The 19,934-nt window shown below is 35.7% G+C and carries 25 protein-coding genes and 2 pseudogenes; 22 read left to right on the forward strand and 5 right to left on the reverse strand.

The window, feature by feature from the left end; genetic code table 11:
• The 3 genes and pseudogenes from ACYQ73_RS20390 to ACYQ73_RS20400 all read left to right on the forward strand — a co-directional run.
• Positions 1-210 (forward strand): YqgQ family protein, encoded by a 210-nt coding sequence (locus tag ACYQ73_RS20390; protein WP_460014142.1) that lies wholly within the window; start codon positions 1-3, stop codon positions 208-210.
• Positions 211-491: 281 nt separating this feature from the next.
• Positions 492-2,387 carry an LTA synthase family protein gene (locus ACYQ73_RS20395; protein WP_460014143.1) on the forward strand — a complete coding sequence of 632 codons (1,896 nt, stop codon included), beginning with the start codon at positions 492-494 and terminating at the stop codon, positions 2,385-2,387.
• Between the two features lie 318 nt (positions 2,388-2,705).
• Positions 2,706-2,942: pseudogene (locus tag ACYQ73_RS20400) on the forward strand (transposase); the annotation flags it as partial.
• Positions 2,943-3,478: 536 nt separating this feature from the next.
• Here ACYQ73_RS20400 and ACYQ73_RS20405 read toward each other — a convergent pair.
• Positions 3,479-3,658, reverse strand: a complete 180-nt coding sequence (locus ACYQ73_RS20405; protein ID WP_132356740.1) for a DUF2759 domain-containing protein — start codon at positions 3,656-3,658, stop codon at positions 3,479-3,481.
• A 168-nt stretch (positions 3,659-3,826) separates the two neighbouring features.
• Between ACYQ73_RS20405 and ACYQ73_RS20410 the strand changes: the two genes are divergently transcribed.
• Together ACYQ73_RS20410 and ACYQ73_RS20415 are read left to right on the forward strand one after the other, a co-directional pair.
• Positions 3,827-4,471 (forward strand): MBL fold metallo-hydrolase, encoded by a 645-nt coding sequence (locus ACYQ73_RS20410; protein ID WP_460014144.1) that lies wholly within the window; start codon positions 3,827-3,829, stop codon positions 4,469-4,471.
• Between the two features lie 497 nt (positions 4,472-4,968).
• On the forward strand, positions 4,969-5,619 hold the full coding sequence (locus ACYQ73_RS20415; RefSeq protein ID WP_460014145.1) for a YidC/Oxa1 family membrane protein insertase: 651 nt from the start codon (positions 4,969-4,971) through the stop codon (positions 5,617-5,619).
• 172 nt (positions 5,620-5,791) lie between these two features.
• On the opposite strand, the gene ACYQ73_RS20420 is transcribed toward ACYQ73_RS20415, so the two are convergent.
• Together ACYQ73_RS20420 and ACYQ73_RS20425 are read right to left on the reverse strand one after the other, a co-directional pair.
• Positions 5,792-6,034, reverse strand: coding sequence for a DUF2626 family protein (locus ACYQ73_RS20420; RefSeq protein ID WP_024361272.1), 243 nt, complete (start codon positions 6,032-6,034; stop codon positions 5,792-5,794).
• Between the two features lie 120 nt (positions 6,035-6,154).
• On the reverse strand, positions 6,155-6,865 hold the full coding sequence (locus tag ACYQ73_RS20425; protein ID WP_460014146.1) for a helix-turn-helix transcriptional regulator: 711 nt from the start codon (positions 6,863-6,865) through the stop codon (positions 6,155-6,157).
• Positions 6,866-7,190: 325 nt separating this feature from the next.
• On the opposite strand from ACYQ73_RS20425, the pseudogene ACYQ73_RS20430 reads away from it, so the two are divergent.
• A pseudogene (locus tag ACYQ73_RS20430) lies at positions 7,191-7,631 on the forward strand (ATPase, T2SS/T4P/T4SS family); the annotation flags it as partial.
• Between the two features lie 42 nt (positions 7,632-7,673).
• Here ACYQ73_RS20430 and ACYQ73_RS20435 read toward each other — a convergent pair.
• Positions 7,674-9,089 (reverse strand): recombinase family protein, encoded by a 1,416-nt coding sequence (locus ACYQ73_RS20435; protein WP_460014147.1) that lies wholly within the window; start codon positions 9,087-9,089, stop codon positions 7,674-7,676.
• Positions 9,090-9,170: 81 nt separating this feature from the next.
• The gene (locus tag ACYQ73_RS20440; RefSeq protein ID WP_460014148.1) at positions 9,171-9,791 is read right to left on the reverse strand and encodes a LexA family protein; all 621 of its coding nucleotides are present in this window, start codon (positions 9,789-9,791) and stop codon (positions 9,171-9,173) included.
• Between the two features lie 154 nt (positions 9,792-9,945).
• Here ACYQ73_RS20440 and ACYQ73_RS20445 point away from each other — a divergent pair, with 154 nt between their 5' ends.
• The 16 genes from ACYQ73_RS20445 to ACYQ73_RS20520 all read left to right on the forward strand — a co-directional run bounded on the left by ACYQ73_RS20445 (position 9,946) and on the right by ACYQ73_RS20520 (position 19,842).
• Positions 9,946-10,191, forward strand: coding sequence for a helix-turn-helix domain-containing protein (locus ACYQ73_RS20445; RefSeq protein ID WP_460014149.1), 246 nt, complete (start codon positions 9,946-9,948; stop codon positions 10,189-10,191).
• Positions 10,192-10,600: 409 nt separating this feature from the next.
• Entirely contained in the window at positions 10,601-11,089 is a 489-nt protein-coding gene (locus ACYQ73_RS20450; RefSeq protein WP_460014150.1) for a hypothetical protein, read from the forward strand.
• Positions 11,090-11,132: 43 nt separating this feature from the next.
• Complete coding sequence (locus ACYQ73_RS20455; RefSeq protein WP_460014151.1) at positions 11,133-11,627, forward strand: hypothetical protein; 495 nt, start codon at positions 11,133-11,135, stop codon at positions 11,625-11,627.
• A gap of 112 nt (positions 11,628-11,739) precedes the next feature.
• Positions 11,740-12,156, forward strand: a complete 417-nt coding sequence (locus ACYQ73_RS20460) for a helix-turn-helix domain-containing protein (protein WP_460014152.1) — start codon at positions 11,740-11,742, stop codon at positions 12,154-12,156.
• The gene (locus ACYQ73_RS20465) at positions 12,153-12,422 is read left to right on the forward strand and encodes an AbrB/MazE/SpoVT family DNA-binding domain-containing protein (RefSeq protein WP_460014153.1); all 270 of its coding nucleotides are present in this window, start codon (positions 12,153-12,155) and stop codon (positions 12,420-12,422) included. Before ACYQ73_RS20460 ends, ACYQ73_RS20465 begins: the two co-directional genes overlap by 4 nt.
• An 8-nt stretch (positions 12,423-12,430) precedes the next feature.
• A complete protein-coding gene (locus tag ACYQ73_RS20470; protein ID WP_460014154.1) occupies positions 12,431-12,613 on the forward strand; it encodes a hypothetical protein in 183 nt (60 codons plus the stop codon).
• Positions 12,610-13,491, forward strand: coding sequence for a hypothetical protein (locus ACYQ73_RS20475; RefSeq protein WP_460014155.1), 882 nt, complete (start codon positions 12,610-12,612; stop codon positions 13,489-13,491). Before ACYQ73_RS20470 ends, ACYQ73_RS20475 begins: the two co-directional genes overlap by 4 nt.
• Positions 13,492-13,968 (forward strand): siphovirus Gp157 family protein, encoded by a 477-nt coding sequence (locus tag ACYQ73_RS20480; RefSeq protein WP_460014156.1) that lies wholly within the window; start codon positions 13,492-13,494, stop codon positions 13,966-13,968. It abuts the gene before it with no gap.
• Positions 13,969-14,077: 109 nt separating this feature from the next.
• Entirely contained in the window at positions 14,078-14,440 is a 363-nt protein-coding gene (locus ACYQ73_RS20485; RefSeq protein WP_460014157.1) for a hypothetical protein, read from the forward strand.
• 13 nt (positions 14,441-14,453) lie between these two features.
• A complete protein-coding gene (locus tag ACYQ73_RS20490; protein ID WP_460014158.1) occupies positions 14,454-14,804 on the forward strand; it encodes an organic solvent tolerance protein OstA in 351 nt (116 codons plus the stop codon).
• A gap of 21 nt (positions 14,805-14,825) precedes the next feature.
• Complete coding sequence (locus ACYQ73_RS20495) at positions 14,826-15,545, forward strand: AAA family ATPase (protein WP_460014159.1); 720 nt, start codon at positions 14,826-14,828, stop codon at positions 15,543-15,545.
• Complete coding sequence (locus ACYQ73_RS20500) at positions 15,545-16,024, forward strand: DUF669 domain-containing protein (protein ID WP_460014160.1); 480 nt, start codon at positions 15,545-15,547, stop codon at positions 16,022-16,024. The genes ACYQ73_RS20495 and ACYQ73_RS20500 overlap by 1 nt, the downstream gene beginning before the upstream one ends.
• 95 nt (positions 16,025-16,119) lie before the next feature.
• Positions 16,120-16,278 carry a hypothetical protein gene (locus ACYQ73_RS20505; protein WP_460014161.1) on the forward strand — a complete coding sequence of 53 codons (159 nt, stop codon included), beginning with the start codon at positions 16,120-16,122 and terminating at the stop codon, positions 16,276-16,278.
• A gap of 209 nt (positions 16,279-16,487) precedes the next feature.
• On the forward strand, positions 16,488-18,857 hold the full coding sequence (locus ACYQ73_RS20510; RefSeq protein ID WP_460014162.1) for a phage/plasmid primase, P4 family: 2,370 nt from the start codon (positions 16,488-16,490) through the stop codon (positions 18,855-18,857).
• 332 nt (positions 18,858-19,189) lie between these two features.
• Entirely contained in the window at positions 19,190-19,417 is a 228-nt protein-coding gene (locus tag ACYQ73_RS20515) for a primase-like DNA-binding domain-containing protein (protein WP_460014163.1), read from the forward strand.
• Positions 19,417-19,842 carry a hypothetical protein gene (locus ACYQ73_RS20520; protein WP_460014164.1) on the forward strand — a complete coding sequence of 142 codons (426 nt, stop codon included), beginning with the start codon at positions 19,417-19,419 and terminating at the stop codon, positions 19,840-19,842. Before ACYQ73_RS20515 ends, ACYQ73_RS20520 begins: the two co-directional genes overlap by 1 nt.
• Positions 19,843-19,934 lie beyond the last annotated feature (92 nt).

The raw sequence follows: 19,934 nt of genomic DNA on the forward strand, positions 1-19,934 counted from the left end.
ATGGACAAAATGTTAGATATTTATGATTTATTAAAAACATATGGCACTTATATTTACACACGAGATCCCATTGGTGATTTGATGTTAATGGAGGATGAAATTCGTGAGTTGTATAAAGCTAATGTACTAGATATTAAAGATTACCAAATGGCATTATTACTAATTAGACAAGAAACAACAAAGCTTCGCATGAAAGAAAATAATCAGTAATGTTTTAAATATAATTCATTTGTGGTATTGTAAAGGTAATGTAACATGTATGTAATATTCTTAAAAAAACAGTGGTTTTCCACTGTTTTTATGATTTACGAAACTTTTTACAAAAGAAAACGTATATATTACTATCCGGCCCATTTACGAACAAGGAGCTCAGTTTTTCCCAAAATATATCTATTGATTATCTGTAAAAAATGGATTAAGATATATTTTGTTTCAGTAACAAATTGTTAAAAATATTATTTTTTTGTAAGAAAGTAGGGAGGATGTTAGGGATGAAATCAATAAAGTGGCCTAAACATTCATTTATGATACTAGCAATTGTAGCAACTTGGATAAAAACGGTCATTGTTTATCACACAAGCTTTGAGATGAAAATCGAAAATGCGATGCAACAATTTATTTTGTTTATTAATCCATTAAGCTTCGTGCTATTTGCTTATGGTATATCGTTATTCTTTAAATCGCCCAAAGTTAAAAGTCGTTATATAATTACGATCAGTGTTATTTTATCGATCGTCTTATATGGGAATGTCGCGTTCTATCGCTTCTACAACGACTTTATTACGTTACCGGTGTTATTCCAAACAAGTAACTTTGGTGATTTAGGAACTTCAGTAGCAGCGATTGTTAGCCCTTGGGATTTATTATATTTCGTTGACGTACTTATTCTAATTTTAGCGAATAAATATTTGCCTATGATGAAAGATGCAGTTAAAGTAAACGTGGAATTCCGTCGCGCGTACTTCGTATTAGCGATTGCTGTGTCGTTCTTAAACTTAGGATTAGCTGAAACAGAGCGTCCACAATTGTTAACACGTAGCTTTGATCGTGAATTACTTGTAAAAAACATCGGTACTTATAACTACCATTTATATGACATTTATATTCAATCAAAATCTTCTGCTCAACGTGCATTAGCGGATGGCAGTGAATTAGTAGAAGTGAACAACTATATTCGTTCTAATCAAGCAGCGATCAACCCTCAAATGTTTGGTAAATACAAGGGTCGTAATTTGATTGTTGTGTCAATGGAATCTTTACAAAACTTTGTGATTAATAATCAAATGGATGGTCATGAAATTACACCATTCTTAAACTCTTTAACAAAAGATAAAGATACGTATTATTTCAGTAACTTCTATCACCAAACTGGATTAGGAAAAACTTCTGACTCAGAGTTTATTACTGAGAACTCATTGTTCGGTTTAGGTCGTGGTGCGGTATTTTTCACGCACGGTGGAAATACGTATAACTCAATGGCTGAGCGCCTTGGAGATAATGGCTACTTTACGAATGTCATGCACCCAAATAATAAATCATTCTGGAATCGTGACATGATGTATCAATCATTACACATTAATAAATTTTATGACATAGATTCATATAAGATTGGCGAAGGGCAAGCTGTTAACTGGGGTATGAAAGATGTCCCATTCCTAGAGCAATCTGCAGCATTAATGAAAGATATGCCACAGCCGTTCTATTCTCGACTAATTACTTTAACGAACCACTATCCATTCACATTGGATCCAGAAGATGTAATGATTCCTGAATATACTTCAAACTCAGGTACATTGAATCGTTATTTCCAAACAGTACGTTATATGGATGAAGCACTTAAAGACTTCTACCAAAGCTTAAAAGATCAAGGTGTATATGATAACTCTATTATTGTCATGTATGGTGACCATTACGGTATTTCAGAAAACCATAACAAAGCGATGGCTCAATATTTAGGAAAAGATAGCATTACACCATTTGATAATGCAATGCTACAAGAAGTACCTTTATTCATCCATATTCCTGGATCAGGTGATGGTAAAGAAATGACAGAGATTGCTGGACAAATGGATTTACGTCCAACAATTTTACACCTTCTTGGCGTTGAAACTTCAAAAGATATGCAACTTGGTGCAGACCTATTCTCACCAGAGCATGAAGACTTCGTTGTATTCCGCGATGGTCGTTTTGTAACAGATAAATATTTATATGCTGGTGAAGCTTGTTATGACAAAGCAACTGGCGAAGAAATTGATGGTGAGCCATGTCAGCCATACGCTGATCGAGCTACGAAAGAACTTGAAAGTTCGGATGCCATCATTAACGGTGATTTACTCCGCTTCTATGACCAAAAGACAGGTAACTTGAAGCAAGGGGCAACCAAGTAACAAAAAGAGAGATCTCATGTAAGTGGGCACTGAAAAAGTCTATATCATCTCACATTGCGAGGTATTCAATGATTAAATCGTTGAATACCTCGCTTTTTTCATTTGGCATTGTGACTCTACTGTTGTTTTCCGAAGCATTCCGCTCGCTTTCCGCGGGCGAGCGCCGAGCCTCCTCCTACGCTTCGCTTCGTGCGGGGTCTCGTCTGTCTCGCTTTCCCGCAGGAGTCGAGCGATGCTTCTCCAAACAACGCAATGTATCACACTATTATTTTAGTCACGCTTTCCTTTAAAGAATTAATGTGCAGGTGGTGCCCCCCGATGATTTCAAATCAAGAAACCCTTCATTTAAGTACATACATGTCGATCTACGATATTGTTGTGCCAAAAGATAATATACTTCGCCGAATCAATGAACTTGTTGATTTTTCATTCATTTTAGAAGAGTTAAAAACAAAATATTGTGTAGACAATGGACGTAATGCCATTCCTCCAATTCGTATGTTTAAGTACTTAATATTAAAAGCGATTTATGATGTATCAGACGTCGATCTAGTATACATGTAATGAGATCTCTCTTTTTGCTTTATATCAAATGCTGGGGTGAGGCATAATTATAGGTGTTGCAACAAGTGGTAACCCATTACCATAACGTGAGGTTGATTTCCGTTCCGACCTAGTGTTTTGTTGTTGCTGACACTTCGCTTTCGCACAGTTAAAACATTGTTGCTGACGCTTCGCTTTCGCACAGAGCAAAGCTTCCTGGGGGCATCCGTTGAGCCGCTGCCCTTTAGAGTCTCAGACAAACAGAGGTTTTTTGTGCGAAAACGCTGTGCTAACGTAGCGGCAGCGACACGATGTTGGTTACGAACGTTATTACAGTACGTGATGCACCCAAATGGTAAAGTCCTTTTTGTGCATAAATAGGGGGATGTAAGGATTTTTATGTATACTATCAAATTGAAATGTAACGTTCATGCAGCCGAATAAACAACTTGGAGGAAAGTGGTTATTATCGTTTAAGTTAGGCTGAAGTAAAAACGATAGAAAAAGAGCAGCCTCAAATGGAGGCTGCTCTTTTTTCTGTCTAAATTTTAGTGTAATTTTGGTGGGTATCCGCTATTAATAACAGTCATAATTACGAACCAACCGAATACTGCAGCACTTAATAAGTTGAAAACAACGCTTAAAAGATTCTTTTCTTTAAGTGCTTGGAATGTACCAACTACAGCTAAAATAGCAACTAGACCAAAAATAACCATTAATAAGTTCATTAGAAATTGACACTCCTTTCGACATCAGAAAATGAATGTCGTAAACAATATTCCTCCTTAATTGTAAACGTTCTACCTGTTTTTGTCGAGAACTAATATAGACTAAACTATGAACATTTATCGTCAAATTGTGGCAAAGGCTGTATAATTGAAATAGAGGTGATAACAATGATGAACGTACGAAATTATTCACTTGGACCTGTCCAAACGAATTGTTATATCGTATCTAATAAAAATAAGGAATGCTTAATATTTGATCCAGGAGAAGAAGCAGATCGAATCATCAAGGCTATCCGCAGTAACAATCTAAAACCACTAGCCATTTTTTTAACACATGCACATTTCGACCATATCGGTGCCGTGGATGCTGTCCGCGAGGCTTTTAATGTTCCGGTATGGATTCATGAAAAAGAAGTAAGCTGGTTAGGAGATCCAACAAAAAATGGCTCTAGTAAATACGCAGCATTACCAGATTATATTGTCGGTGCCCCAGCTGAAGAAAATATTATTAAAAAAGAGCAGCTATTTGAAATAAGTGATTTTTATTTTAAAGCTACTTTTACGCCAGGACATTCACCAGGTAGTATTTCATATATATTTGAAAATGATGGCTTCGCTATTGTTGGAGATACACTCTTTGAACAAGGTGTAGGTCGTACAGATTTACTTGGAGGCTCGACAAAAACATTACTTACATCCATTCATGATAAGCTATTGACACTACCTGAGGATACTATTATCTACCCTGGGCATGGCAATTATACAACGGTCGGTGCAGAAATGGAGACAAATCCTTTCTTGAATGGTTTTTAAAATTGCTGATAAGGGTAATAGTTGGATATCATTTATTGGAAATGACACATTCTTTTATGATAAAATAGGATAATCATGGAAGGTGTAGGATGATATTTGTTAAAACGTATATCATTTATATAAGTTGATTGGAGTCGCCCGGTCGGAACGGAAATCAACCTCACGTTATGGTGATAAACCAAATAATAATAGGTGTGATGTAAATGGAATTATTATTGCTATTATCGCTTATTACTGATTTTAGTTATTTAGTACATCATAGTCCATTTATTAAAGTATACATTTATACTATTTTTGATAAAATTACTGTCATTGACGCGAATCTTGACGTATCAATTGATTTAACTGTCAATGTCAATTTCGAAAGTAAAATTTATCCTTCTCATATGTTTCTTAATAAATGGTTGAGAAAAGTAATTTACAGTAAATCAGATAATGACGAAGAATTAGTGTCCCTTTTATAAGAAAAATTATTATAAAAGGGGAGAAATTAATTAATGTTTGAATTTATAACACAACCACTGACAAATTTACTAGATACTTTCTTTAATTTTACGGGGAGCTATGTAGTTGCCTTAGTGATTTTAACAGTGCTAATACGCTTAATTTTAATGTATCCAAATTATAAATCCTTTAAATCACAACTAGCAGTTACACAAACGTCGCTAGGTAATAAGGAAAAATTAATAGAGCTACAATCAAACTTAAGCAAGGCTAAAACAGAAGAAGAACGTAAAGAATATCAGTTGCAAATCTCAAAACTAATGATGGAAAACTTTTCAGGTATGAAAACAGGTTGTTTAACAGCGTTGATTCAATTTCCAATTTTAAGCGGACTGTATTATACCATTACAAAAAGTAATGCCATCAAGCATGAGAATTTCTTCTGGTTTAATCTAGGATCTGCAGATATTTTTATGACAATTATCGCAGGTTTAACGATGATGATTCAAATTTATATGTCAGTTAAGCTATCTGATAATAGCAATCCACAAATGAAAATAATGATATTTATGATGCCTGTGATGATTGTTATTTCTTCACTTTTCATGCCATCAGCCATCGCATTTTATTGGACAATTTCATCCTTGTGGGTAATATTACAGAGTTTCGTGTTTAATAAATTAAAGCCTAAATTAACTTCATAAAATACAAAAATCCCCCTTGCGATTTGTTGGATAGATAAAATAACCAAAATCTAACCATGTAATTGCAAAGGGGGATTTTACTATGTCCTGATATATGATCGTGCATCTGGTGAATAAATTTACATAAAAAAAGCATGTCTCACTTTTGGTGAGACACGCGTTTTTCTTTGTATTAATGACCGCCACCAGGTACGTGAATAAATGTTGTATAGTACGTGAAGCCAGCAAAGAACACAGTTAAATATGCTCCGAAAATGTACATGTACATACGTTCTGAAAGGTTTAAGAAGCCTAATAATAAGAATAAACCTGTATTACCTACGAATAATAGCGATACTTCGTTCATACCACCAAGGTAGAACATGACTGCAAAAATACCTGTCCAGAATGCCATAACTTTATACATATTATCCATGAAGATTTCCCCTCCTTTTGCCCACGACACAATAATCTCTTACTCATTATAAATGATATGAAAGGTATCTGTAAACTGGAACTTCTTCTTCTTTGTGACAAACAATTGGATATTTAAAAATTAACTATCAATTTCTGTCACGTTTATTTCATACTTACATAAATCGCAATTATGTATCATGCTATCAATTTGTACAAATTCATTGCTTGCATATAACGCATCAACCTGTCCCTTTAAATAGGATTCATGTAAAGAACATACAATTTCTGAATGACTAGAAAGCTGCTCTTGGAATGGACAATTATAAATGGAGAAAGTCACACTTTTACCATGGTCTGTTTGTTGAACATGCGGAATATAGCCAACTAATGCTGCATTGTCAGTTAATAGTTGAAGCTTTTGTTCGAAGGAAAGGGTATTATTTAATTGTAATTCAGCATTTACATAATTCTTCATTTGTTGGTAGCCGTCTTGGTAGCTTATGTCCTTGCATTTTTCTAATGCAGATGGTCCGAACTCTTGAATTAATTGGATTGTCCATTTTAATAGTCGATCTTCATCACGTCTCGGGAACGTTAGTGAGACACCTTTATCTGAGGCCTTATAAATACGCCCGGGTCTACCGCCTTTCCCAGTTTTGGCAAAATCAGCAGTAATTATATTAATTTCTGAAAGTTTTGTTAAATGTAGACGTGCAACATTTGGATGGATGCCGAATCTATCAGCAATATTTTGGACCGTTACAGTTTTCTTCTCTTGCAGGATGTACTCATAAATAGAGTATCTAGTTTCATCGGCCAATGTACTAGTAATTTTTAATGGATTGATCATTTGCTTCACCTCTATGTATTTTTTGAATTTTTAGCTGTTCTACCAAGTGTAGGAAAAAAATCATGTTAATTCTATTATATTGCATTATTGAAAAAGATACAGTTCATTTAGGCATAAATATTAACTTTTTCATAAGATTATGTTTATATTTAGTGGAAATTTGCATGTTATCCACATTTTTATAGCAAAAAACATGTTTGACAGGAAATTTTATAGCAAATTTTTATTTTAAGAAAAGGGCTTTTCACGTAACGACTTCCTATCTATACTAGGAAATAACGAATAGAGCGGTCATATTCGAATGAACCAGAAGAGGGGTGCGAATATGCAAAATTTTGAAACGGTTGTTGAGCAAAAATGTGAGCAACTTTTACTAAAAGCCTACCATTTCGGTGCATCAGATTTATTATTAGTTCCAGAACGTGAACGATATCGTATTTATTTTCGAAAATATGATAAGCTGCTCCAAGCAGGTGAATTACCAAACGGGCTGGCGGAGCGAATGATTTCCTATTATAAATTTTTAGCGGCATTAGATATTAGCGAGCGACGCAAACCCCAAAGCGGCTCCTTCCAAAAAGCTATGGAACAAGATCAATATGCCTTTCGTGTTTCTACACTTCCCTCAGTATTTTTAAAAGAAAGCCTAATTATCCGACTGCTTCTACAAAATCATGCTTTCCCACTTACTTCCTTATCCTATTCCAAATATGTAGCAGACTTGTTAATGGAACTAGTGAAACATCAACAAGGACTTTTATGTTTCACAGGTGCGACTGATTATGTCACAAGAGTACAAGTAAATAAGTCAATAAAATTCTATATTTGTGATAATGATTCGAGGGCGTCCTTTTTTATGTTTTTTGCTTGTTGGAGGGCGATCTTCATATCGATACTCAATTTTTCGTATAAAGCGTTGTACGAATTCACTTTTCTCTTCTTGATTTAATTGTGTGAAACAATTATTGAATGTGACTACAACATTCTTTATAGCATCTAAATTAATTTTCTCAGGTTCTTCATACTCATCTAATTGTTTCTGTAGGTTGTTGAGGACAATTTTAGTATCATGCATAAGTTCTTCAAATTCAGCGTCATCGATATGGTCAGCAGCCCATCCACGTTGATACTTTAATCTTTGTTGCTCTACTTGTTTGATTTGCTGTATAATTTCTTCTGTTTCAATATGGAGTGCTGGTTCAGGTGCTTCAAAATCAGTGAAATTAATATTTCGCATGTATTCTGTCAGCCCTTCAATAAAATATCTTTCACCAGAATTTTTTTGAGTCCGTTTATACTTTAAACAGTAAGAACATCTATAAGTGTAACCAACTCTTTCTGAATCATTAGCACGTTTATATATAAATCTTGTAGCAATTAATCTATGTCCACAACCCTCATTAGGACAAACTAAAACGCCACCGAAGATACCAGTGCTTTCAATGTCTTTTCTAAATTGCTTACCTCTATCATCAAGCATCTTTTGTAATTTTAAGAAACGCTCTTTAGTAATATAACCTTCATGTGTGCCTTCTCGTATCTCTCCTTTACGCCTTGATGCTCCATATAATGCAGGATTTCTTGCTATGCGTAATACCGCATTAGCACTCCAACCTCTACTCTGATCTGTGACTCTGTATTGGTCACTTATGCTATTGTAAGACCATCCAGTTTCTAATTTATTAATAATATCAAGCACGTACTTACCTTTGTCATTCTTCACTAATTTATCATTTTTATCTACATCATAGCCATATGGCGGTTGACCTGACCATTCACCATCTGCAGCCTTTTCATCTAATGCCATGATAATCCTTTCTGATAAATTCTCCGTTTCCCATTGGGCTAATAAGGCAACAAGTCCAATGAACATCCTGCCCATCGCTGTGGTTGTATCGTAGACTTCAGTGGCGGAACGGAATTTACAATTGTACTCTTCAAGTAAGTCGAGCATCTGATGTAAATCACGTACAGAACGGGTGAAGCGATCAAGTCGATACACTAAAATAATATCGATTTTTTGTTGTTTAATATCTTCTAATAGCAGTTGTAATTTTGGTCTTTTAGTATCTTTTGCTGATACACCCTCATCTACATAAATTTTATAATCTGACCAACCTTGTGCTTTACAATATGCCACTAAGCTTTCTTTTTGTGCTGCAATAGAATAACCCTCATTAGCTTGTTCAAGTGTACTCACTCGTACATATAAACCTACTACCATTTTTCTCACCTCTTTGTATATAAGAAAAGAGCGAGACGGATGAGTCTGCTCTTAATTTTTTAATTTCAAAACGTTTTGTAATTAAAGTATCATTTCATAACTTATTGCTTTTCCGATAATTCTTGCTGGGTTATTTTCGTCAACGATATAAGGAGCGTATTTGGGATTCTCTGGCATTAAAAAAATTGTATCACCCTGTTTTTTTACTCGTTTAAGTGTTGCTTCTTCGTCACCATTTACTAATACAGCTGCAATTTCACCATTCTCAACATCTGGTTGGGCACGAAGAAGAACAATTGCACCATCCGGTATTGTTGGTTCCATGCTGTCACCCTTAGCTTGTAATGCAAAGACATCTCCACTTGGTAAAGTATCTGCTGGTTTATAAATATAGTTTTCTATATTTTCTTTAGCCAAAATAGGTTCTCCACAAGCTATTTTCCCTAGGATAGGAACAGCAACTTTTTCTTCGCTTACAATATTAATGTTTTTAATATCAGAACCAAAAAGTAACTCTATTACATCTACTTCTAATACTTCAGCAAACTTCGGTATCTCTTCCATAGATATTTTTCGGATGCCTTTGTAATATCTTGTAATGGTACTTCTATCAGTTCCCATCCTTCGTGCAAGTTCAGCACCACTGATTCCTTTTTCTTCTGCTATTCTCTCTATTCTCTTAGCTACTTCTATGGATTTCAATTAATAGCACCTCCTTGATAAATATACTAACATGTTTCCTGATAGGAAACAATAGGAGGAATTAAGTATTATTTTTAATCTATTAATATATTTTTGTTGACTGAATGGAAACATCGGTGCTATTATTTGGTTAACAAATGTTGGAGGTGAAAATATGAAATTCAACCATAATCGTCTAAAGGCGGAAAGAATTGCAAGAGGTTTGACTGTTCAAGAAATGGGTGAAGTTATAGGTGTTGCAAAAGGAACGTATTCAAAGAAAGAAAATGGAAAATTACCAATTGATGTTGATGAATTTTCCTTGATTACAAATAAGCTTGGGATTAAGCGAGAGGACATTGTGATTTTTTTTACCATTAATGTTTCCGAAATGGCAACAAATGAAGAAGTTTATGTATAGGTTTGGTGCCAAAATGTCAAAGCATGTAACTGAAATAGATTAAAAGTAAAGTGCGCTGTGATACCGAGCCGATGACGGTATAGTATTCGGACTTATAGCTAATGTAACGGTAGCAACGTTAAAAATCGAAAGAAGGAGATGTTTAAAAATACAACCAGTAAAACCACCAGAGATACCGCCAGACACATACAAACGTATGAAAGAATTTTTTATGCGAACATCGATACCTCGAATATTAGCGGAACAAGCGAAACAAAAAGAAAGGGGTGAACTAAATGAAAATCAAAGTAGCAGAGTGGTTAGCATTACCGGTTGAGAAACGTTTAGCGTTAATCAGCAATGCAATTAAACAAGGTGCAATAGTACGTCAGAAGTAAATCTATCAATCTGTAAAAGGAGAGTGAAGAGTGTGGAGGACAGAGATATATTTGCCAACTTAAAACAAGCGTTTGAAGAAGCTGTTGAATATACAGTTGCAAATGGTATGTGTGAATGCGAAGTAAGAGAGATACGACGCTCAGAACTGTTACAGGCAGTTGTGAACGAAGCATCTCTAAGGTTAAAAGAAAGAAATGTACCATACCAAGATGGTATTGCGGATGTTGTTACTGGTCGTAGGAAGTATCAAGAACCGATAATTAGCAATGAAATTGAGCATGATTACCAATACCTACAAAGTATTTTATCTAATTACGACATCGGTAGATTAAAACATGCAGTTGCAGTTGGTAGACCAATCATTGTAGAAGGGTTACAAGGTCCAACTGGTAAAACAACGTTGATTCGTTATTTAAAAGAGCTTGGAGCTATGGCTATTCAATATAATTTGTCGGAGGTATTTACATTGAATGAACCTTTGAAATCAATGAATTCAAAACCATTCAAGTCACTTCTTTAAACGCACTAAAATAAATCTATCAAACTATTTGGAGGTTAGTAGTATGCAACCAGTAATTAACGTTAAAGGTACAAAGTTATCAGTTCTATCAATTCATTATCGTGACACAGGTAAAGCTCTATCAGTTTATGCAAAGGACGAAAATGATCGTGAAACTCGCTTTGTTGATAAGTCACAAAGTCAATACGATACATCACCACATATTGCAATAGAAGACTTAGATGGAGCACTGGAATATCCAGAGCTTGAAGCAAGAATTGTGGAAGGCAATAACAAGCTGATTAAGCATTTGGAGGATATGCAAAAGGAGGAAAATAACAAACTATTAGACATTGCAATAGATGCGATGGAAAGTGAACCAAACTTACCATTTGATAGCCATCTATCAAGTAAACAACGTGAATACAAGCTTCTACAACAGCGAGTATTTGGCATCATTGACACTGTAGAAGAGGTCAAAGCATACACGGAGGGTTATTACGCACATGTCGATGATGGAGCAACTGAAACGCAAAGCAGTAATCCAGCAATTGAATAAATTAGGCGTCCACAGTATTAAAGGACAACCATTAGAAGATGCAATGTATACAACTTTACTTAAAACATTGGCGCTTAAACGCGCAGCACAAGATTGAGAGGAAGTGAAATAGGTGGTTGGTGAAGAAATTCGGAGATTGAGGAAAGAAAAGGGAATGACACTTAAACAACTAGCTAACAATATAGATTTGTCACACACATATTTATCGCAAATTGAATTGGGAGATAGAAACGTTTCTCTAGAAATGTTATCAAAATTAGCTTCAGTTTTAGAAGTTTCAAAACTTCATCTATATAGAGCAGCTGGTGTTTTAGATGAAACTGACATTCTTGAAATAGTTAATGAAAACAAACGTCTACGTGAGGCACTTAATTTTTATGCTAATCAAGAAAATTGGAAACGTCACAATACATCGGAGCCATATTCGTTAGACGGTGGATATGAAGCACCTACTTGGGAACCATCAGCGATTGAGTTTGATGAAGGTATAGTAGCACGTAAAGCATTAGAAGGAGGAGAAATTAAATGAAGTCGATAGGTATTGTTCGCAAAGTAGATGATTTAGGTCGTGTGGTAGTTCCAAAGGAAATTCGTAGAACTTTAGGGATAAATGAAGGAGAAGCGGTAGAAATCTTTACAGATGGCGACAAGGTTATTTTAAAGAAGTACAAGCCTAATATGGCATGCGCTGTTACTGGTGAAGTATCGGACGATAATCTTGTTCTACTAGGTGGCAAATTGATTCTAAGTCTAAACGAAGCTAAAAAGCTTGTCACTGAAATTGATTTAAAGTAGGTGATTCCATGCGTATAGGCCACATACATGCTGATGTATACGACCGTGAATCAGATTACTGGAGAGACATCGAAGACGCGCAGAATGCACAAGTTGAGGAACAAAAAAACTCGTCAAAGGGTGCAACCAATGGCGAGCGTGAAAATTTTATAAATGACACTGGTATTGTACCACAGGAGGATGCGAAATGACAAAGTTTATCGAGCAACGTGTAGAAGTTTTAGAAAATGAAGTAGCTGAATTAAAACTAATAGTCCATGAATTACGTGGTAAGAAATCAATCGAGCCTTCTACAACTAATACTGTGGAGGACATCATCGAATTTGAAGGTAACCAATATCGTAAGGTTGATCGTGAAGCACAAGTTGGAGATACGGTTGTATTTACACAAAAACATGCTGAAGAAACGCATAAAAACACAATTACAGCTGGAAAGCCGTATGAAGTTATTGAAGCATATGGTGAACCTAGATTTTTAACAAATAATGGTTGTAGATATCGAATTTACGAAAAAGTATTCGGTCGAACGCCTGAAACAGTAGACGTATACGAACTAATCGAATCCAAACCACTAACACCAAATCAACAACGTGCTGAAATTATTGAGAAGGCGAAGAAGTTCTTTGAAAAATCAAAAGTAAAACTAAGCCATCCGCACGAAGGTTATGGTCATGTAGTAAACATGTCAATTTGTGAAGTCGAATTCGTAGTGAACGAGAAGAAACGAACTGTAGTAGCACTGTTACGTTGGAAGTTTAATCAAAAAATCGAAGCTAAAGGAATCGCAAAATGCAACCCAACTGACGTATTCAACGAACACATTGGAAAAGCAATCGCACTAGGACGAGCGCTAGGTCTAGATGTTAGTGAGTTTGAACAGGCTGTGCAACCTACAAAAGCAGTAAAAGGTATGACTGTTTACTACAAAAATGAAAATTGTGGGCAATTCATTGCAACAATAGAAAAAGAAAGAGAAGTACAAACAGCAAACACTGATTTAGAGCAAGGTGATGGTTATTGGAAAGCGACAATCATCAACGACACTAACGCTATTTACGAGGTGATTTAGTTGGCAAACATCTATGAATTAACAGGTAGTTTACTAGAAATCCAACGTCTAATTGAAGACGGTTCAGAAGGCTTAGAAGGCATTCTAGAAACGCTTGATTTAGAGCTTGAAGATAAAGTTGAAGGCTATGCAGTCATTTCGAAAAATATGGCTGCTAGTGCTGAAGCAGTTGATGCGGAAATTAAACGACTACAAGCACGTAAAAAAATGTTCGAAGGCGGTTCGGAACGTATGCGTGGCGAGATTCAAAAAGCCATGATATTAGCTGGTAAAGATTCAATCAAAGGTGATAAGTTCACAATTTCAATTAGCAAGCGCAAGAAGATGATTGTGGATGGCAAGGCAATTATTCCAACACAATTCATCAGTCGTGAAGTAGTTGAAAAAGTAGATAACAAAGCCTTAAAGGAATATCTCGAAAACAACAAAGTTGAAGGCATTTCGTTTGTTGAAAATCAATCACTTAGCATTCGATAGGAGGGCAAACGTGTTAGAACAACTTCAACATGCATATGCACAGGCCTTCCACAATGTTATATTCGTGGATTTCAAACGGAAGAAAATTATTCGATAGGAGGAAATTAATATGGAAATTTTAGATTCTTTATTATTCAAATTACATCTTATGTTTTTAGCAGAATACGACCACGAAAACTTATTCGTTAAAACTAAGGAAGAACATAAGATTGATGCTGAAAATTTATCAATCGGTGATAGAGTCGAACTTATTAAATCAGAAGGGAAAAAGGAACACGAAGAGTTCGAAGAAGGTGGCAGATGGTCAAATTATAAAACTGAAGTTTATCGCTTTTATCATGATTCGAAAACGATATATGTACGCATAACACGTGAAGTGCCTGCAACAGAATCACAAGACGGCGGAGATTTTGAGCCACCTAGCATTGATATTGTAGAAAAGAAAAAAGTTGAAAGATTCATTTACGAATAAGGAGGAAACCCACTTGAAAAAATTACTCAATCAAAAAGAACAGCACTACGCAGATACACGCGAAGAAGCAGAGGAAATTGTATTAGCTGCTAAAGAAAACGAAGCACTTATCATGAACAAAATCAGCGAAAAGTACAACAAATATGGTCAATACTTCTTGGTTGACCTAACTTATCAATATGGCACACCTAAAGAGGTCATGGAAGGGAAGAAACCGGAGGATGAGAACGTTCCTGATGGTCAAATGAGCATTGAAGAAGTACAAGCTGAAGATGAAGAACTACCAGAATTCGAAGATCCATTCGTAGAGAAGAACGAGGATGAAGAGAAAAAAGATGTTTCTGATGGGGAATTACCATTTTAATAGAACAGGAGTGTGGAGGGCATGACACAACAATTCGACTTTAGTACTCACAATGCGAGCGAAATTTCAGACAAGCCTGGTAAGACGTATTTAACATATTGCCCACCAGGATTAGGAAAATCGCACACGCTAAACTTCCTACCTGGGAAAACATTGGTGCTTGATGTAGACCGTACAAGTCATGTACTAAAAGGTAATCCAAATATCGACATTATTTATGTTGATAATCAAAACACTTGGGATTTTTGGCAAGCGTTATTGCTTCATTTAGAAACTATTAAAGGTCAGTACGACAACATCGCCATTGATAATGTATCTGAATTAGAACGTTGCTTGTTATCAAATCTTGGGTACATCGGAAAAAACCAAGGTGTGCCAGCTCAAGGTGATTATCAAAAAATGCAATTCCGGGTTGTTAATTCATTCAGATGGATGAAAAACCTAGCGGATCGTATCGTCTTTACAGCTTGGGAAACAACAGATATGTACACAGCTTCAGATGGCACACATTACAACCGTTCGTATCCACAAATCAACCAGAAAATCATCAATAACGTATTAGGGTTATGTGATGTAGTTGGTCGTTTAATGATTAACGCAGAAGGTGAACGAGGGTTTGTTTTAGAAGGCACGAACAGTATTTATGCAAAAAATCAACTTGATAATAGAAAAGGCTGCAAACAAAATGAAATTTTTGATGTGCCTTCCACAAATAATGAAACAACAGGAGGAAATAAATAATGTCATTCTTTAAATTTGATGAATCTAATGCAAGCGTAGCATTTGAATTAGTAGCAGAAGGGAAATACGAAGCTGTTATTGTAAATGCTGAATCAGGTACTACTCAGGCCGGTAAACCAAAACTTTCAGTAGACTTTGAGATTCGCAGTGATATTCCACAGAATCATCAAGGAGCAAAAATTTTATACAACACATTCACATTCGAACATGAGGTATCAGTCAAAATTGTAAATAGTTTAATCAAAGCATGTGGATTCTCAAATGGACATCCATTCCAGTCGCCAGAAGATATGGCCAAACAATTAATCAATAAAAATTTAAAAATCACTGTGAAGCATGAAGAATATGACAAAGTGGTTGATGGCGTTAAACAGAAACGTACTGCCGCTAAGGCAAAGTATTACGATGTATCAGATGTAAATCCACCAGTTTCACCGAATAAGCCAATTACAGTGGGTGAAGATGAATTGCCCTTCTGATCCATTATTTACGATTAAATAAAACTTAATAGAGAGGTCTGTTATTGCGGACTTCTCTTTTTTATACCAAAATTTGATAGTTTAGGAGTGATTTTATGAAAAAAGGTAGTACATTTCATGCGCCTATAAAAGTATTGAATGTCAAAAGTGGTATTCCTACATCGATTGAAGTTAATGGTGTGAATTACTCATTAGCACATCAAAATAATCATGGTCGTATCACTGCTGCTAAACAAAAACAAAATGGTGAATAAGTAAGAAATAAAAAAAGCACTAGGTCAGAGACCGAGCGCTAGTTTGATGCAAATCCAAAGAATTCGCACCGCCATTGAAGTTAACTCGACCTCTAGGGTAAGCTTTGCTTTCATGGCGATCACCTCCTTCAGATAGTGGAAACCACCGTCCGAAGAGTGAGTAATTAAAATATAACATTTGCATTCAGTATTGTAAATAGGAGGAAATTATGAAGGGGAATTCATACAACTTTAACGAAATACCCTCCGAACTCAAAGCCTTACCGCAATGGATACTGTGGAGGGCAGAAGAAAAAGGTGGGCGTTATACAAAAATACCATATCAAGTAGATGGGAACGAAGCACGCTCAAATGATCGCCGTACATGGTCCACATTTGCGACAGCAGCAAAGTTTTATACAGAATCAAATGCTAATGGTATTGGCTTTGTATTCAGTAGGCAAGACAAGTATATCGGGATTGATATTGATAAATGTATTACGTACAGCGCTGATGATACTGAAAAGTCTAATCCTATAATTAACACTTTTGCTCAAGAAATTATAGATACGCTGGACAGTTATACAGAGTTTAGTGTGAGTGGAACTGGCATTCATATCATCATCAAAGGTAGCCTTCCACAGTCTATTGTTGGTACTGGACGTAAAAGTGCAAAGCATGGGCTAGAAATCTATCAATATGGACGCTATTTCACAATGACAGGCAATCGAGAAAATTCCAATGAAATTTATGATCGCACTGACGAGCTGGCAGAGGTATTCGAAAAGTATTTTGACGACAGTGATGTACAGGGACGTGTTAACTTAGCCGAGTTTGAAAAGGACGAAATAAAACTTTCAAATGACGCATTATGGGAGCGAATGTTCCGCAGTAAGTCGGGTGATGAAATACGAGCATTGCATGACGGTAAATTGATAAATGATGACCATTCTTCTAGTGATTTAGCTTTATGTAATCATCTGGCTTTCTGGACAGGTAAAAGCTCATCAAGAATGGATTCAATGTTTAGAGAAACATCTCTGATGCGTGATAAATGGGATAGAATTCACTTTTCAGATACAGGTGAAACATACGGTGAACGCACAATTGCGGAAGCTATTACTTCTACTACTACAACTGTATTGGATTACAAACATGAAGAAGAGTATGCAGAATTCGATGTTTCTTTCAATGTTGATGCAGTGGCTGATGATGTAGAAGAAAAGCCAAAGAAAAAATTCCGATTAAATGAACTTGGAAATGCCGAACGAATCGCATATGAGTATGGCCATGCCATTCGTTTTGTTAGCGAAATCGGTTGGATGTTGTGGGACGGCAAGCGATGGAAATATGATAACAAATTACAAATCGAACGTATCGCGAATAAGGTTTTACGTGAATTAGAAAAATCGGAGGACGATATGGAGAAATCGTGGGCGCGCAAATGTGGTAAACGAAATATTCGAATGAACAGTATTAAGGACTTAATGCCTTTAGTGCCAGCTGAACGTGAAGAATTTGACCGACATAAATTTTTATTTAATTGTTCGAATGGAATTTTAAACTTACGAACTGGCAAACTGCAGCAACATGATCGTGAGCTTCGTTTATCAAAATTAGCGAATGTCGAATTTGAAGAAAAGGCACAATGCCCGACATGGTTAAGTTTTTTACAGCAAATTTTCAAAGGCGACAACGATCTCATCGATTATATGCAACGTTTAATCGGATATAGCATGACTGGGGATATTAGCGAGCAAGGTATGTATTTCCTTGTAGGCGGTGGGTCCAATGGTAAATCAACATTTATTAATATCATCAAAGCAATGATGGGTGATTATGGTTTGCAAACAAAATCGGACACATTTATCAAAAAGAAAAACGACGGAGCAAATAATGATATTGCACGTTTAGTCGGAAGTCGATTTGTTTCAGCGGTAGAGAGTGAGGAAGGGGAAAAGTTGCAGGAATCACTTGTTAAAACAATTACAGGTGGCGAACCAATATTGGCCCGATTCCTACGACAAGAGTTTTTCGAGTTCCTTCCCGAATTTAAAGTTTTCTTTACCACGAACCACAAACCGATTATTGGCGGTGTGGATGAAGGTATTTGGCGAAGAGTGAAAATCATTCCATTCACTTTAAATCTAAAACCACATGAGAGAGATAAAAAACTCGAAGAAAAATTATCGCTCGAGATGTCAGGAATTTTAAATTGGGCGCTGGAAGGCTGTATGAAGTGGCAGCAATCAGGATTGAAAGAACCAAAGGTTGTTGTAGATGCAACAGGCAATTACAAAGAGGAGATGGATATTTTAGGGCCATTTTTAGATGAACGTTGTTATATGGATCCGAAGGACACTGCAACAAAAATAGAGGCAAAAGAGTTGTTCAACATCTATTCTAATTGGTGTTATGCAGCTGGAGAACGTTCAATTTCCAATCGTGCATTTTATCGAATGCTCGAAACGAAAGGATTTGGAAAAACAAAGGGTGCAGGTAATAAAACGTTCCTTACAGGTATTACCATATTGGAACGGAAACCAGTTATTGAACCAGTTATTGAAAATGACAAAAAGGGTGGTTTTAAGCTGTCTTAGTAACCAAAAGTTAGTTTTAATAACTTTTTTGAACACTCTTTAAAAGTCAGTGGTATCAAGGGTTTGAGAATGATTTTTTAATTAATTAGTTACTATAGTTATTTGTTTTGGGGTTCATTTAAAAAACAAAATAAAAAATAAATATATATATAGAGCCTCGAACTCTGTAACTAATAACTTTCATAACTTTTCGTTCTAAAAATCAATAGAAACCCTTATGTATCAACGGTTTGAGAGGTGTTATTTTAAATAACTTTTAGGGTTAATTTAGAGTTATTTAGTTACTTTTCAAATTTTGAAAATACAAAAAGGTAGTAAACGAGGTGAAATGTATGATTGGAAAATTTATCAGTGAAAAAATTGAAAAAGACATCAAATCTTTCGAGACCAGTGAACGTTTATATAATTTTTACAAAAGTTTTTGCGCTGATAATTCGATTGTTCCGTTAACCAAAATTCGTTTTAGTAAAAAATTAGATGAATTTAATGTTGGTGTAAAACACACCAAGATGGAGAATTACATCCAGTTATACGGTCGTCAGGGTGTGAGATTGAAATAATGGTACTTTATGTTTTATCACAAATTTGGAAAAGTGGCGCTGAAATATATCGTGATGAATCGGATGGTAGATTGTCATTAAAAAATGCGAAGTTGGTTCCAGAGGAAGTATTAAAGGCTGCTGAACCTATTTTCGGTGAAATAGAAAAATGGTTTAAATCATGGGAAGGTGCCAGCGGAATTGATCAAACAATGCAAAAGATGGTGCATCAATCCTGTGGATGGCAACACAATCCAAAATTGAATGAATGGATATGCGCGGACGTTGATGCATTGATGTTGTTCATGGAGTGGCAAGAAACGTTAGCTAAAAACGGATGGAAAGACATCTACGAAGATTATCGACAATTTGAAAATGAAGCTTCAAATATCATGAAGAAAAAATTGTACGACAGTGCTGTTTTATACGCTAATCAAAATAAGTGATTTACAGCCGTTTTAAGGCGTTTTAGAAGACGGATGATAAATATATCGAACTCGTAAATAGAACGTCTGTACTGCTTGAATTTAACGGTTAA

The sequence above is a fragment of the Lysinibacillus sp. CTST325 genome, assembly GCF_054665055.1.

Excerpts from the sequence above, each read along its gene's own strand:
- ACYQ73_RS20390 (WP_460014142.1), top strand. The coding sequence starts at position 1 with ATGGACAAAATGTTAGATATTTATGATTTATTAAAAACATATGGCACT.
- ACYQ73_RS20395 (WP_460014143.1), top strand. The coding sequence starts at position 492 with ATGAAATCAATAAAGTGGCCTAAACATTCATTTATGATACTAGCAATT.
- ACYQ73_RS20405 (WP_132356740.1), bottom strand. The coding sequence starts at position 3,658 with ATGAACTTATTAATGGTTATTTTTGGTCTAGTTGCTATTTTAGCTGTA.
- ACYQ73_RS20410 (WP_460014144.1), top strand. The coding sequence starts at position 3,827 with ATGATGAACGTACGAAATTATTCACTTGGACCTGTCCAAACGAATTGT.
- ACYQ73_RS20415 (WP_460014145.1), top strand. The coding sequence starts at position 4,969 with ATGTTTGAATTTATAACACAACCACTGACAAATTTACTAGATACTTTC.
- ACYQ73_RS20420 (WP_024361272.1), bottom strand. The coding sequence starts at position 6,034 with ATGGATAATATGTATAAAGTTATGGCATTCTGGACAGGTATTTTTGCA.
- ACYQ73_RS20425 (WP_460014146.1), bottom strand. The coding sequence starts at position 6,865 with ATGATCAATCCATTAAAAATTACTAGTACATTGGCCGATGAAACTAGA.
- ACYQ73_RS20435 (WP_460014147.1), bottom strand. The coding sequence starts at position 9,089 with ATGGTAGTAGGTTTATATGTACGAGTGAGTACACTTGAACAAGCTAAT.
- ACYQ73_RS20445 (WP_460014149.1), top strand. The coding sequence starts at position 9,946 with ATGAAATTCAACCATAATCGTCTAAAGGCGGAAAGAATTGCAAGAGGT.
- ACYQ73_RS20455 (WP_460014151.1), top strand. The coding sequence starts at position 11,133 with ATGCAACCAGTAATTAACGTTAAAGGTACAAAGTTATCAGTTCTATCA.
- ACYQ73_RS20465 (WP_460014153.1), top strand. The coding sequence starts at position 12,153 with ATGAAGTCGATAGGTATTGTTCGCAAAGTAGATGATTTAGGTCGTGTG.
- ACYQ73_RS20470 (WP_460014154.1), top strand. The coding sequence starts at position 12,431 with ATGCGTATAGGCCACATACATGCTGATGTATACGACCGTGAATCAGAT.
- ACYQ73_RS20475 (WP_460014155.1), top strand. The coding sequence starts at position 12,610 with ATGACAAAGTTTATCGAGCAACGTGTAGAAGTTTTAGAAAATGAAGTA.
- ACYQ73_RS20485 (WP_460014157.1), top strand. The coding sequence starts at position 14,078 with ATGGAAATTTTAGATTCTTTATTATTCAAATTACATCTTATGTTTTTA.
- ACYQ73_RS20495 (WP_460014159.1), top strand. The coding sequence starts at position 14,826 with ATGACACAACAATTCGACTTTAGTACTCACAATGCGAGCGAAATTTCA.
- ACYQ73_RS20500 (WP_460014160.1), top strand. The coding sequence starts at position 15,545 with ATGTCATTCTTTAAATTTGATGAATCTAATGCAAGCGTAGCATTTGAA.
- ACYQ73_RS20505 (WP_460014161.1), top strand. The coding sequence starts at position 16,120 with ATGAAAAAAGGTAGTACATTTCATGCGCCTATAAAAGTATTGAATGTC.
- ACYQ73_RS20510 (WP_460014162.1), top strand. The coding sequence starts at position 16,488 with ATGAAGGGGAATTCATACAACTTTAACGAAATACCCTCCGAACTCAAA.
- ACYQ73_RS20515 (WP_460014163.1), top strand. The coding sequence starts at position 19,190 with ATGATTGGAAAATTTATCAGTGAAAAAATTGAAAAAGACATCAAATCT.
- ACYQ73_RS20520 (WP_460014164.1), top strand. The coding sequence starts at position 19,417 with ATGGTACTTTATGTTTTATCACAAATTTGGAAAAGTGGCGCTGAAATA.